The organism is Streptomyces sp. NPDC042371 (assembly GCF_056437465.1).
Genome location: NZ_JBWKAP010000005.1, coordinates 203857 through 217403, shown reverse-complemented (window position 1 = coordinate 217403; position 13547 = coordinate 203857). Strand labels below are relative to the sequence as shown.

13 protein-coding genes are annotated in these 13547 nt (G+C 72.2%); 8 read left to right on the top strand and 5 right to left on the bottom strand.

Annotated features, from left to right (window positions below; genetic code table 11):
* A complete protein-coding gene (locus AC068B_RS17055; RefSeq protein ID WP_478672317.1) occupies positions 1-207 on the bottom strand; it encodes a hypothetical protein in 207 nt (68 codons plus the stop codon).
* A gap of 104 nt (positions 208-311) precedes the next feature.
* Positions 312-3599, bottom strand: coding sequence for a S41 family peptidase (locus AC068B_RS17050; RefSeq protein WP_478672315.1), 3288 nt, complete (start codon positions 3597-3599; stop codon positions 312-314).
* A gap of 202 nt (positions 3600-3801) precedes the next feature.
* On the opposite strand from AC068B_RS17050, the gene AC068B_RS17045 reads away from it, so the two are divergent.
* Positions 3802-4392, top strand: coding sequence for a TetR/AcrR family transcriptional regulator (locus tag AC068B_RS17045; RefSeq protein ID WP_478672314.1), 591 nt, complete (start codon positions 3802-3804; stop codon positions 4390-4392).
* Between the two features lie 98 nt (positions 4393-4490).
* Positions 4491-6728 (top strand): MMPL family transporter, encoded by a 2238-nt coding sequence (locus AC068B_RS17040; RefSeq protein WP_478672313.1) that lies wholly within the window; start codon positions 4491-4493, stop codon positions 6726-6728.
* Between the two features lie 37 nt (positions 6729-6765).
* On the opposite strand, the gene AC068B_RS17035 is transcribed toward AC068B_RS17040, so the two are convergent.
* A complete protein-coding gene (locus AC068B_RS17035; protein ID WP_356263206.1) occupies positions 6766-7110 on the bottom strand; it encodes an SsgA family sporulation/cell division regulator in 345 nt (114 codons plus the stop codon).
* 197 nt (positions 7111-7307) lie between these two features.
* On the opposite strand from AC068B_RS17035, the gene AC068B_RS17030 reads away from it, so the two are divergent.
* Genes AC068B_RS17030 through AC068B_RS17015 form a run of 4 tightly spaced genes read left to right on the top strand, consistent with a single transcriptional unit; the run spans position 7308 to position 11140 of the window.
* Positions 7308-8363 carry an energy-coupling factor ABC transporter permease gene (locus AC068B_RS17030; protein WP_478672312.1) on the top strand — a complete coding sequence of 352 codons (1056 nt, stop codon included), beginning with the start codon at positions 7308-7310 and terminating at the stop codon, positions 8361-8363.
* Between the two features lies 1 nt (position 8364).
* Positions 8365-9126: a cobalt ECF transporter T component CbiQ gene (cbiQ, locus tag AC068B_RS17025; protein WP_478672310.1), complete on the top strand. Its 762-nt coding sequence runs from the start codon at positions 8365-8367 to the stop codon at positions 9124-9126.
* Positions 9102-9896, top strand: a complete 795-nt coding sequence (locus tag AC068B_RS17020; RefSeq protein ID WP_478672309.1) for an energy-coupling factor ABC transporter ATP-binding protein — start codon at positions 9102-9104, stop codon at positions 9894-9896. Before cbiQ ends, AC068B_RS17020 begins: the two co-directional genes overlap by 25 nt.
* Positions 9897-9943: 47 nt before the next feature.
* Positions 9944-11140 (top strand): serine hydrolase domain-containing protein, encoded by a 1197-nt coding sequence (locus tag AC068B_RS17015; RefSeq protein WP_478672308.1) that lies wholly within the window; start codon positions 9944-9946, stop codon positions 11138-11140.
* A 450-nt stretch (positions 11141-11590) separates the two neighbouring features.
* Here the strand turns inward: AC068B_RS17015 and AC068B_RS17010 are convergent, their stop codons facing one another.
* Together AC068B_RS17010 and AC068B_RS17005 are read right to left on the bottom strand one after the other, a co-directional pair.
* Positions 11591-11857 (bottom strand): DUF3817 domain-containing protein, encoded by a 267-nt coding sequence (locus AC068B_RS17010; protein ID WP_478672719.1) that lies wholly within the window; start codon positions 11855-11857, stop codon positions 11591-11593.
* A gap of 5 nt (positions 11858-11862) precedes the next feature.
* Entirely contained in the window at positions 11863-12411 is a 549-nt protein-coding gene (locus AC068B_RS17005) for a hypothetical protein (RefSeq protein WP_478672307.1), read from the bottom strand.
* Positions 12412-12520: 109 nt separating this feature from the next.
* Here AC068B_RS17005 and AC068B_RS17000 point away from each other — a divergent pair, with 109 nt between their 5' ends.
* A complete protein-coding gene (locus tag AC068B_RS17000; RefSeq protein ID WP_478672306.1) occupies positions 12521-12865 on the top strand; it encodes a PadR family transcriptional regulator in 345 nt (114 codons plus the stop codon).
* The gene (locus tag AC068B_RS16995) at positions 12862-13500 is read left to right on the top strand and encodes a permease prefix domain 1-containing protein (protein ID WP_478672304.1); all 639 of its coding nucleotides are present in this window, start codon (positions 12862-12864) and stop codon (positions 13498-13500) included. The genes AC068B_RS17000 and AC068B_RS16995 overlap by 4 nt, the downstream gene beginning before the upstream one ends.
* The last annotated feature ends 47 nt before the right edge of the window (positions 13501-13547 follow it).

Here is a 13547-nt window from a genome sequence, read left to right as displayed (position 1 = left end):
TCAGGCGTCGTAGTCCCGGTCGAACTTGTCCTGCTGCTCCTGCGCGGCCTCCCGGGCCTGGTCCGGAGCCTGCGAGGACCGCTCACTCGCCTCGTCCCGGGCCTGCGAGGCGCGTTCGCTCGCCTCGTCCTTGGCGCTGCCCATGGAGTCCTTGGCCTTGTTGGCGAGGTCCTGAGCCTTGTCCTGGAACTGGTCCTTGATGCCCATGCGATTCACTCCCGGTTTTGGGTGAGGGGATTGGGCCTCGACCAGATTTACATGCTCGGACATTCCGCGCATTTCGATCATGCGGGGGTCCTGCCACAGGGGTTTCACGGGCGGGGTGGCAGCGGCGGCCTGCTGCGGTCCGGCACGTCCGAGTGGTCCGGCGGCTCGGACGCCGGTTTCCGGGCCAGCAGGTCGAGCGCGAGCCGCACCGCGTCGTCGAGCTGGGCGTGCCTGCCCTCCGCCCAGTCCAGCGGGGTGCGCAGGATGTCGAGGTCGGGGCTGACGCCGTGGTTCTCCACGCCCCAGCCGTACGCGTCGAACCAGGCCGCGTTCATCGGCACCGTGATCACCGTGCCGTCGCCCAGCGCGTGCCGCCCGGTCATGCCGACCACGCCGCCCCAGGTGCGCTGCCCCACGACGGGACCGAGCCCGAGCAGCTTGAAGGCCGCCGTGATCATGTCGCCGTCGGAGGAGGTCGCCTCGTCGGCGAGCGCCACCACGGGGCCCCGGGGCGCGTTCGACGCGTACGACACCGGCTGGGCGTTCCGCGTCAGGTCCCAGCCGAGGATCGTGCGCGTCAGCTTCTCGATGACCAGCTCGCTGATGTGCCCGCCCGCGTTGCCGCGCACGTCCACGATCAGGGCGGGCCGCGACACCTCCAGGCGCAGGTCCCGGTTGAACTGGGCCCACCCCGAACCGCCCATGTCCGGGATGTGCAGGTAGCCGCACTTGCCGCCGCTCAACTCCCGTACGACGCCCCGGCGTTTGGCCACCCAGTCCTGGTAGCGCAGGGGGCGTTCGTTGACGAGGGGGACGATCGCGACCCGGCGGGCCCGGCCCTCGCCCTCGGGCTCGAAGGTCAGCTCGACCGTCGTGCCGCCTGCCGCCGAGAGCAGCGGATAGGGGCCGGTCACCGGGTCGACCGGGCGGCCGTCGATGTGTGTGAGGACGGCGCCCTCCCGGATGCCCGCACCGGCCAGCGGTGAGCGCGCCTTCGAGTCGGAGGAGTCGCCGGGCAGGATCCGCTTGACCATCCAGCCGTCGTCCCTGCGCACGAGGTTGGCGCCGAGCAGGCCCATGGCGCGCTGGTAGTGCGGGGGGCCTTCGTTGCGGCGGGCGGGGGAGACGTACGCGTGGGAGGTGCCCAGTTCGCCGAGGACCTCGCGGAGCAGGTCCGCGAACTCATCTGGGGAGGCGACCCGTTCGACCAGCGGCCGGTACTGCGCGAGCACCCCGTCCCAGTCGATGCCGGACATCCCCGGGTCCCAGAAGTAGGCGCGGATGATCCGGCCCGCCTCTTCGTAGGCCTGGCGCCACTCGGCGGCCGGTTCGACCTCGTGCAGGATGCGGCGCAGGTCGATCCAGACGGTCGTGTCGCCGTCGCCCTGCTCGGTGGAGGGCACGGCGCTCAGGTCGCCCTCGTCGACGACCACGAGCCGTGAGCCGTCGCCGCTGAGCGCGAACCAGTCGAGGTGGTCGACGAGCTGGGACTTCTTGGCCTTGGTGATGTTGAAGTATTCGAGGGTGGGGCGGCCCGACATGTCGGCGGGGTTCACGAAGGTCTCGCCGAGCGCGCCCGAGATGGGCCAGCGCAGCCAGACCAGGCCGCCGCCGCTGACGGGGTGCAGCGCCGAGTACTTCGACGCGGCGACGGGGAAGGGCGTGACCCGTGCCTCCAGGCCCTCGATCTCCACGATGGTGGTGCCGTCGCCCCCGCCGCCGTCGGCCGGGTCGAGGCCGCCCGCCGCGGGCCGCCCGTCGGGCAGCAGGGCGAACGGGGACGGGGTCGCCGACGACAGCGGTACGAGGTAGGGGCGGCAGCCGAGGGGGAAGGACAGGTCGCCGGTGTGCACGTCGTAGACCGGGTCGAAGCCGCGCCAGGAGAGGAAGGCGAGATAGCGGCCGTCGCGGGTGAAGACGGGGTTCTCGTCCTCGAAGCGGCCGTTGGTGACGTCGGCGATCGCGCGCATGCCGGGTCCCGCGATGCGGGCCAGCTTGATCTGGCGCAGGGAGCGGCCGATGCCCGGGTGCGACCAGGTCAGCCAGCAGCCGTCGGGCGAGAAGGCCAGGTCGCGGACGGGCCCGTTGAGGGAGCGGATCAGCTCGGTGACCTCGCCGTCGGAGTCCTCCGTGACGTCGATGAGCAGGAGGCGGCCGTCGTTGGAGGCGATGGCGAGGCGCTCGCCGTCGCGGTCGGCCACCAGTTCCTGGACGCGGCCGAGCTGCCCGCTCGCCAGTCTGCGGGGCGTGCGGGCGCCGCTGGCCCGCGGCAGATAGGCGATCTCGACGGCGTCTTCGCCGTCGGCGTCGGTGACGTAGGCGACCTGCCCGCCGGTGCCGAGCATCTCGGGCAGCCGGACGCGCACGCCGGGGGTGTCGGTGATGGTGCGGGCGGGGCCGTCCCGGTGGGTGAGCCAGTAGAGGGAGCCGCGGACGACGACGGCGCTGGCCCGGCCCGTCGTGTCCACGGAGAGCGAGTCGATGTGCTGGGCGGCGGGCACCTGGTAGATCCGCCGCCCGGCGCGCGGCCCGCCGAGCCGCACGTCGAGCCTGCGGGGCACGGAGTCCGGCGCGAGACTGTCGACCAGCCAGACGTCGCCCGCGCACTGGTAGACGACACGGGTGCCGTCGCTGGACGCGTGGCGGGCGTAGAAGGTGTCGTGGTCGGTGTGGCGCCGCAGGTCGGAGCCGTCGGGCAGGCAGGAGTAGAGGTTGCCGACGCCCTCGTGGTCGGAGAGGAACGCGATGCGTCCCGCGACGAACATGGGGGAGTCGAGGTGCCCGTCGAGGTCGGCGAGGATCTGCTCGCCGTGCACCCACAGGCGGCCCGTCGCGCCGCCCCGGTACCGCTTCCAGGCGGCGGGCTCGTGCGGCGGCTTGCCCGTCAGGAGGAGGGTCTTGCGGTCGCTTTCGCCGTCGGCGATGGAGTCGGTGATCGCGATGTCCCAGACCGGGCCCCAGGGCAGCTTGCCGCCGGGGGAGCCGTCGGTGGGCACGCTGTACGCCCAGCAGAAGTAGGAGAACGGCTGGCCGTGCGAGGACACGGCGAGGATGTCGCCGTCGGGGGACCAGCCGCAGACCCGGGTGTCGGTGGAGCCCCAGTAGGTCAGGCGGCGTCCGGGTCCGCCGTCCACCGGTGCCAGGTGGATCTCCGGGTCGAGGCTGCGCCAGGTCGTGTACGCGATGTGGCGGCCGTCGGGCGAGAAGCGGGGGTGGCTCACCTTGGTCCGGTCGACGGTGAGCCGCCACGCCCGGTCGGCGGGGGAGCCCTCCGGGGTGAGGGGGGCCACCCAGAGATCGTCCTCGGCGGCGAAGCAGAGGCGGTCGCCGCTGAGGTGCGGGAACCGCAGGTAGGCGTGGTCGTCCGGGAGGTCTTCGCGCTCGTCGGTCACCTCACCATGCTTTTCCGCTCAGCAGGCGGCGGCAACTCGTGCCGGGGGTGAATGGCGGGGCGAATGGCGGGGGTGACACGCGGGGTGACGCGCGGGGTGACGCAGCACACGTACGAAACGGTTTCGTTTCGCTCGCCGAGGGGCGTACAGTCTCGGTGTACGAAACCGTTTCGTTCCGAGTGGCGAGCAGGAGGTGGCGATCGTGGCGGAGAGCGTGACAACGCGGCGCACCAGGATTACCCCCGAGCGCGAGGCCGAGCTGTACGAGGCCGTGCTCGACCTGCTCCGCGAGGTCGGTTACGACGCCCTCACCATGGACGCCGTCGCCGCCCGCACCCGGTCCAGCAAGGCCACCCTCTACCGCCAGTGGGGGAGCAAGCCGGAGCTGATCGCCAAGGCACTGCGGCACAACAAGCCCGTGTCCCTCGCGGACATCGACACCGGCTCCCTGCGCGGCGACCTGAACGAGATGGTGGCCCGCTCGGACGACTGTCAGATGGAGAAGGACGCCGCGCTGATGCGGGGCCTCTTCCATGCCATCCACGACAACCCCGAACTCCACCAGGCGCTGCGCAACCTGCTCATCGAGCCGGAGCTCACCGGCCTGAACGACCTGTTGCGCCGGGCGGTGGAGCGCGGCGAAGTCGCCGCGGACAATCCGGCGCTCGAGTACGTCGTCCACATGATGGTCGGCGGTTTCGTCGCCCGGGACCTCATCGAGGACCGTCCGGTCGACCGCGCGTTCCTCGCCTCGTACATCGATGCCGTGATCCTCCCCGCACTCGGCATCTGACCCGCCCGCCCCCTGTTCCTGACGCGCACCGCTCACGTCGTCGGGCTGATCTCCCCTGCCCATTCCGGACCACACGACCTGACCGGGAGTACGCCCCCGTGGCCACTTTCCTCTACAAACTCGGCAAACTCGCCTTCAGGCGACGCCATTTCGTCGCCCTCATATGGGTGGCGCTCCTGACGCTCGCCGGGGTCGGCGCCGCGTCCGCGCCCACCGCCGCCTCCAGCAGCTTCTCCATTCCCGGCACGGAGGCGCAGAAGGCCTTCGATCTCCTGGAGAAGCGGGCCCCCGAAGCCAGCGCCGACGGGGCGAGCGCCCGCGTCGTCTTCAAGGCACCGGACGGCGAGAAGGTCACCGACAAGGCCAACAAGGCCGAGATCGAGAAGACCGTCGCCGCCGTCAAGTCGGGCTCGGACCAGGTGGCCCGCGCGGACAGCCCGTTCGCGACCAAGACGGTCAGCAAGGACGGCTCCACGGCGTACGCCTCCGTCTCGTACAAGGTCACCTCGATGGAGCTGACCGACGACGACCGCGACGCGCTGGAGAAGACCACCGACAAGGCGCGCGATTCGGGGCTCACGGTCGAGGTCGGCGGCGACGCGCTGCAGGCCATGCCGGAGACCGGCTCCACCGAGATCATCGGCATCGCGATCGCGGCGGTCGTCCTCGTCATCACCTTCGGCTCGCTGATCGCGGCCGGACTGCCGCTGATCACCGCGCTGATCGGCGTGGGCATCGGCGTCTCGTCGATCACCGCGCTCGCCAACGCGCTGGACCTCGGCACCACCACGTCGACGCTGGCCATGATGATCGGCCTCGCGGTCGGCATCGACTACGCGCTCTTCATCGTCTCGCGCTACCGCGGCGAACTCGCCGAGGGCCGCGACCGCGAGGAGGCGGCCGGACGGGCCGTCGGCACCGCGGGCTCCGCGGTCGTCTTCGCCGGACTCACCGTGGTCATCGCGCTGGTCGGCCTCGCCGTGGTCAACATCCCGATGCTCACCAAGATGGGCTTCGCCGCGGCAGGCACGGTCGTCATCGCCGTCCTCATCGCGCTCACCCTCATCCCGGCGCTGCTCGGGTACGCGGGCAAGCGGGTGCTGCCCGCGGGCGAGAAGAGCAGGCTGTTCGGAGGCGGCAAGAAGAAGGCCGCCGACGCTGCTGTCGGGTCGGCCGGTGAGCCGAAGCAGAACATGGGCACCCGCTGGGCCCGCTTCGTGGTCCGCCGCCCCATCGCCGTGCTGCTCGTCGGCATCGTGGGCCTCGGCGCCGCGGCCATCCCGGTCTCGCAGCTGGAGCTCGGCCTGCCGGACGACGGCGCGCAGCCGACGTCCACGACCCAGCGCAAGGCGTACGACCTGGTCTCGGAGGGCTTCGGCCCCGGCTTCAACGGTCCGCTGATGGTGGTCGGCGACCTCAAGGGCGCCGACGACCCGAAGGCCGCGGCCGGTGAGATCACCAAGACGATCTCCAAGCTCGACGACGTCCTGACCGTCGCCCCGCCGATGCTCAACAAGGACAAGGACACCGCGATCATCAGCGTCGTCCCGTCCTCCAAGCCCAGCGGCATCGAGACCGAGGACCTGGTCCACTCGATCCGCGACACCGGGGCGCAGATCAAGTCCGACTCGGGCGCCGACATCATGGTCACCGGCACCACGGCCATGAACATCGACGTCTCGCAGAAGCTCAACGACGCCCTGCTGCCCTATCTGGCACTGGTCGTGGGCCTCGCGTTCCTGCTCCTGATCATCGTCTTCCGCTCGATCCTGGTCCCGCTCAAGGCGGCCCTCGGCTTCCTGCTCTCGGTCCTCGCGGCCCTCGGCGCGGTCGTCGCGGTCTTCCAGTGGGGCTGGCTCGGCTCGCTCTTCGGCGTCGAGCAGACCGGCCCGATCATGTCGATGATGCCGATCTTCATGGTGGGCGTCGTCTTCGGCCTCGCGATGGACTACGAGGTCTTCCTCGTGACCCGGATGCGGGAGGCGTACGTCCACGGGGAGCGGCCAGGGCAGGCGATCGTGACCGGCTTCCGGCACGGGGCCCGGGTGGTGTCGGCGGCGGCCGTCATCATGATCGCGGTCTTCGCGGGCTTCATCGGCTCGTCCGAGCAGATGGTGAAGATGATCGGCTTCGGCCTGGCCATCGCGGTCTTCTTCGACGCGTTCGTGGTCCGCATGGCGCTGGTGCCCGCGGTCCTCGCGCTGCTCGGCAAGAAGGCGTGGTGGCTGCCGAAGTGGCTGGACCGCGCGCTGCCGAACGTGGACGTCGAGGGAGAGGGCCTGCGCACGGCGGAGGAGAAGAAGGCAGGCCCCGACCGGGAGCTGGCGGGCGTCTGATACCCACTAGGGCCCGATTCCGTACCGGACTCGGGCCCTAGTGGGTGATCGGGGTGGCGGTCGTATGGGTGCGGCGCAGGAAGCGGATCAGGGCCGACGCGTCGAACTGCACGACCGTCACCCCGTCCGGTTCGTGGAACTCCACGACGGTCTGGACCCGTCCGCACGGCCATACGTGCACGTTGCCCGAGGTGACGGGCGCCCGCAGCCCCCGCTCCAGGAGCTGCCGGTCGAAGACCCGATGAGGAGCTCCGGGGAGGCCGATCCGCACCGCGTGCGGGTCGGCCTCCGCGTCGTAGTGGAGGATGACGGGGACGGCGCGGTGGCCCTCGGAGGAGTCCGTGACGAGGTGGGCGCGGGCGTACTGCTCGACTGCGGACATCGCTGGGCTCCTCATCCTTACGGGCACTTCCTCACTAATGTCCCATATGTACGGTGCTTCGCCGCGGCCGGTCGTGGCGGTCGGCGTAGTTGAATCGGGACCGACGCGCTCTTGCAAGCCGTTTGCAACAGAGCACTATCATTGAACGGTTCACGAGCCGTCCGCCCTGCCCAGGGCCCCTGCCCAGGAGCGCGCGCATGCATGTCCCCGACGGGTTCATCAACGTCCCGGTCTCCGCCGCCGCCGGGGTCGTCGCCGTCGGCGCCGTCGCCGTCAGCCTCAAGGGCGCCCGGCGCGAACTGGACGAGCGGACCGCCCCGCTCGCCGGTCTCGTCGCCGCCTTCATCTTCGCCGTGCAGATGCTGAACTTCCCCGTCGCGGCGGGCACCAGCGGGCACCTCCTCGGCGGCGCACTCGCGGCGATCCTCGTCGGGCCCTACACCGGGATCCTCTGCGTCTCCGTCGTCCTGCTCATGCAGGGCGTGCTCTTCGCGGACGGCGGCCTGACCGCGCTCGGCGTGAACATATCGGACATGGCGCTCGTCACGACCGTCGTCGCCTACCTCGTCTTCCGCGGCCTGGTGAAGGTGCTGCCCCGCGGCCGCCGCTCGATCACGGTGGCCTCCTTCGCCGCCGCCCTCCTCTCCGTGCCCGCCGCCGCGGTCGCCTTCACCTTCATCTACGCCCTCGGCGGCACCACCGACGTCTCCATCGGCAAGGTCGCCACCGCGATGGTCGGCGTCCACGTCCTCATCGGCGTCGGCGAGGCCGCCATCACCGCGCTCACCGTCGGCGCGGTCGTCGCCGTACGACCGGACCTGGTGTACGGGGCCCGGGGCCTGACCCAGCCGCTCAAGCTGCGCGTCGCCGGGGAACTGGTGGACGCGCCCGCCGCCGAACCCGTGCCCGTCGCCGCCCGGTCCACCCGCAAGGTGTGGATCGCGGGCATCGTCGCCTCCCTCGTCCTCGCGGGCTTCGTCAGCTTCTACGCCTCGGCCGACCCCGACGGCCTGGAGAAGGTCGCCCACGACAAGGGCATCGACAAGAAGGCCGAGGAGCACGCCTCCGCGGACTCCCCGCTCGCGGACTACGGCGTCAAGGACATCACCGACGCCCGCATCTCCGGCGGCCTCGCGGGCGTGATCGGCGTCGGCGTCACGGTCGTCGCGGGGTCCGCGGTCTTCTGGGGGCTGCGCCGCCGCCGTACGAGCGACTCCTCCCCGACCGCCGTGCCTGAATCGGAACAGGTCTGACATGGGCGCGGGTCACGCCCACCGGCTCTACCGGCACGGCCACTCGCCGGTGCACACCCTGCCCCCGCACACCAAGCTCGCCGCGGTCCTCTGCTTCGTCATCGTCGTGGTCTCCACGCCGCGCGAGGCGATGTGGGCCTTCGGGCTGTACGCGCTGCTGCTCGGCGTGGTCGCGTGCGCCGCCCGCGTCCCGGCCGGATTCGTGCTGAAGCGGCTGCTGATCGAGATCCCGTTCGTGACGTTCGCCGTGCTGCTGCCGTTCGTCGCCCAGGGCGAGCGCGTCGACGTGCTCGGGCTCTCCCTCAGCGTCAACGGACTCTGGGGCGCCTGGAACGTCCTGGCCAAGGGGACGCTGGGCGTCGCCGCTTCGGTGCTGCTCGCCGCCACGACGGAGCTGCGCGAGCTCCTGCTCGGACTCCAGCGGCTCAAGCTGCCGCCGCTGCTCGTCCAGATCGCCTCCTTCATGATCCGGTACGGCGACGTGATCACCGACGAGATGCGCCGCATGAAGATCGCCAGGGAGTCGCGCGGCTTCCGGGCGCGGGGCGTGCGGCAGTGGGGCGTCCTCGCCAAGTCCGCGGGGGCGCTCTTCATCCGCTCGTACGAGAGGGGGGAGCGGGTGCACCTGGCGATGGTCAGCCGGGGGTACGCGGGGTCGATGCCGGTCATCGACGACATCACGGCTTCCCGCGCCCAGTGGACGTACGCGCTGACTCTCCCCTTGACCGCTCTCGTCGTATGCCTGTTGGGATGGACCCTGTGACTGATGTGCCTGCTGTGACCGCCGCCGCGTCTCTTGAGGTCTCGGGGCTCGCCTTCGCCTACCCGGACGGTCACCAGGCCCTCTTCGGCGTCGACTTCACCGTCGGGCGCGGCGAACGCGTCGCCCTGCTCGGGCCGAACGGCGCGGGCAAGACGACGCTCGTCCTGCACCTGAACGGCATCCTGACCGGCGGCGCGGGCAGCGTGCGGGTCGCCGGTCTGCCCGTCGGCAAGACGCACATGGCGGAGATCAGGCGCCGGGTCGGCATCGTCTTCCAGGACCCGGACGACCAGCTGTTCATGCCGACCGTGCGCGAGGACGTGGCCTTCGGGCCCGCGGCGGCCGGGATGCGCGGGCCCGAGCTTGAGGCGCGGGTGCACAAGGCGCTGGGGCAGGTGGGCATGGCGGAGTTCGCGGGCCGCCCGCCGCACCACCTCTCCTTCGGGCAGCGGCGCAGGGTGGCGGTCGCGACGGTGCTCGCGATGGAGCCGGAGATCCTCGTCCTGGACGAGCCGTCCTCCAACCTCGACCCGGCCTCGCGCCGCGAACTCGCGGACATCCTGCGGTCGCTGGACGTGACGGTCCTGATGGTCACGCACGACCTGCCGTACGCGCTGGAGCTGTGTCCCCGCGCGCTGATCCTCAGCGAGGGAGTCATCGCGGCGGACGGTGCCACGGGGGAGCTGCTCTCCGACGAGGAGCTGATGGGGGCACACCGCTTGGAACTCCCCTTTGGCTTCGATCCGAAGTCGGTGAGGGTCGGGGGGTAGGGAATCGACGGCGAGAAGTCGCTGTTGGCCTTGTCATGGACGACGTTATGGGTGTCACGGGTGTCATAGGTGGGGTGCACGGCACGGTGGCCGCCGGGTACGAGCCGGTGCGGGACGCCTTCGTGCGCAACTTCGGCGAGCGCGGGGAGCGGGGCGCGGCGGTGACCGTGTACCGCGACGGGCGTCGGGTCGTGGATCTGTGGGGCGGTACGAAGGACGTCGACGGGGACCTCGCTTCCGCCGGGGACGCCCCTTGGGAGCGGGGCACCGCGCAGATCGTCCGCTCGGCGACCAAGGGCGTCGCGGCGGCCGCGCTGCTCCTGCTGCACCAGCGGGGCGAACTGGACCTGGACGCGCCGGTCGGCTCCTACTGGCCGGAGTTCAAGGCGCGCGGCAAGGAGCGTGTTCTCGTACGTCATGTCCTCGCGCACCGCGCCGGTGTCCCCGCCCTGGACCGTCCGCTGACGCCCGCCGAGGCGCTCGACCCGGACCTCGCGGCCGCGGTGGTCGCGGCGCAGGCCCCCTTCTGGGAGCCCGGCGAGGACCACGGCTACCACGCACAGACGTACAGCTGGCTCACCGGCGAACTGGTGCGGCGCGTGACGGGCAGGCCCGTCGGGGAGTGGATCGCGGCCGAGATCGCGCGGCCGCTCGGGCTCGACCTGTGGCTGGGGCTGCCGGAAGCGGAGGCGGGCCGGGCGGGTCGGCTGGGCCGCATCGAGGCTCCGGTGGGGCCGGGCGGGCTCCGGATGCGGCCCAAGCGGAACGTGGCGGAGGCGTACGCGGACGAGGCGTCGCTGACGAGTCGGGCGTTCGGGGCGATCGATCCCTCGCCGGACGAGAACGACCCGGCGTACCGGGCGGCGGCGCTGCCCGCGTCCAACGGTGTCGCTACGGCGGACGGGCTGGCCCGCTTCTACGCGGGGCTGATCGGTGACGTGGAGGGCGGTCCGGGCCTGTTCACCCCCGCCACGGTCGAGCTCGCGCGGGCGGAGGCGTCCGCGGGGCCGGACCGCGTCCTGGTCGTCGGCACGCGCTTCGGCCTCGGCTACATGCTCCACGGGGCGGCGTCCCCGCTCCTCGGCCCCGGCTCCTTCGGCCACCCCGGCCGTGGCGGCGCCCTCGGCTTCGCCGACCCGGAGTCGGGCCTGGCCTTCGGCTACGTCACGAACGGCATGAACAAGGGCGTGACGGCGGACCCCCGGGCCCAGTCCCTGGTCCGGGCCCTACGGGAGTCCCTGTAACGGGGGAGGGCTACCGCCCTCTGCCCGCCGACCTTCGCGAAGCCGTGCGCGGGGCCCCAGTCACCCCACTGCCCCCGTCGTCCCCTGGGCTCCACCTGCCCCTGAGGCCCCGCCTCCCTCGCGCGTTCCCGCCAGCCCCCCACCCACCCGCCCCACCGCGCCGGGCCCCCGTCCCGTCGGCCCGGCGCCCCGCACCGGACCGCACCCCATCCCTCGGCACCGCCGCCCAGCCGCCTCCTCCCGCCCACCACCCCCGCCACCGGCTGCCGACCGGAGCCACAGCGCCTGGCCCCCCGGTCCCGTCGCCCGGCGATCCCGTATCGGGCCGCACCCCATCCCTCGGCACCGCCGCCCAGCCGCCTCCTCCCGCCCACCACGGGCTGCCGGCCGGAGCCACCAGGCAAGCCCTCTCCTCCCCCCCCGGCCCGGCCGGAGCCCGGCCCGCCCCGCTCAGCCAGTCCTCTCCGCCCTCTCGACCCTCTCGACCCCGCGCAGGACCAACAGCCCCCCGACGCCCGGGACGACAGCGCGCCAACGCGTGCCCGGTGACGCCGTGGACGGCAGCATCCACGTGGCCGCGATGACCACCAAGTACGCCGTGCCGTGCAGCGGGCCGAGCAGTCCCGAGAGCGGTCGCGCGTGGACGGTGAGCAGGTTGGCGAAGAGGAGGACCAGGGACACGGCCTCGACGACCGCCGCGATGCGGAGCGTGCGCATGGCGCTCACGCCCCCGTCGTGGAGCCGGGGCGGACGATCATCAGGACGGTGACCGTCGCCCAGAGGACGTTGAAGATGCCGGTGAGCATGGTGAGTCGGGCCGCCGTCGGGCGCGCGGTGTCCGGCGCGGGCTGCCCGCCGTCGGCCAGGTCGGCCAGGGCGGCCAGGTCGGCAGGGTCGCCCGGCTCCGCCGGATCCGGCACGTCCGCCATGTCCAGCAGGCTTCGCTGGCCCGGCAGGATGGCCAGCGCGAGCAGCGCCGCGGCGATCGTCGTCAGGAGCAGCGACGCGATCAGCCAGGCATCGGTGAGGACGCCGAGCTGGGCGGCGGTGGCGATGCCGAACACGGGTACGGCGAGGCCTGCGACGGCGTAGGCGCGGCAGACGCGGTGCAGGAGCGCGGCGATTCCGGGTGCCCGGTCGCCGTCGCCCGGCTCCCCGTCGACCCCCAGCGCCCGCAGGGCATAGCGCGGAAACATCGACGCGGCGACGGTGATCGACCCGACGGCGAGGATCGCGGCGAGGACGTGCACGGACAGCAGGAACTTGGTCATGGCGGGACCCCAAGGCTCGGAGCGGAGCATATGTATTGGCAGCCAACGCAATTACGTTGGCTGCCAATACATACACTGCCAACGCACCCTTTGTGTAGGCTGCCTACTCATGAAGGCGGATGCGGTGCGAGGGCACCTCGACGGACTGCTGCTGGCCGTGCTGGAGCCGGGCCCGCTGCACGGGTACGCGATCATCACCGCGGTGCAGCGGCGCAGCGGCGGCGCGCTGGAGTTGCGTACGGGCACGATCTACCCGGCCCTGAACCGCCTGGAGCGGCTCGGCCTGCTGAGCAGCAGCTGGGAGTCGGCGGCGGGCGAGCGCCGCCGCAGGGCGTACGAGTTGACCGACGCGGGACGGGCCACCCTGGCCGGTGAGCGGGCGGCCTGGACGGAGTTCACCGCGGCGATCGGCGCCGTCCTGAACCCCGGCGCACAGCCCGGACTCGCCACATGAGCCCCATCGACGACCACGTCGCCGCACTGACAGCGGCCCTGCGCGGCCCGGAGCGCGCCAAGTCCCGCCTCATCGAGGAGATGCACGACGGTCTCATGGACACGGCGGCCGCCCACGCCGACGCGGGGGCGGACGAGGAGGAGGCGGCGCGCCTGGCGGTAAGGGAGTTCGGGACAGTGGAGGACCTCGCCCCCGCCTGCCAAAGCGAACTGACGATCACCCAGGCGAGGCACACGGCACGGACCATCGCGCTCACCGCCCCGTTCCTGATGGCCTGCTGGTACCTGGCGCGGGGCGACCTGCTCTGGCAGCAACTGGCGGCGCACCTGGCCCTGATCGCCACGCTGGCGGCCCTGTTGGCGGCGGCAACGCTGGCGGCAACGGGCGCCCTGGCCCGCCGCCTGCCCACCCCACATCGCCTGCCGCTGACGGTCGCCTGGGTCGGCACGACGGCCAGCGCGGCCATGGCGGTGGCGGCCCTCTCCCTGACCGTCGCGGCGGTCCTCGCCACGAACTGGCTTCTGCTGACAGCGGCGGGCGTCCTGGCGGCGGCGTCCCACGCGGTGGTGGCGACATCGGTGAGGGCGTGCCGCCGCTGTGTGGGTCTGAGCCCGGCACAACCGGCGGCGGGCTGACCCGGGGGTTACCCGCCGCGTATGGCGCGACCCCCGCTAGCTGTACT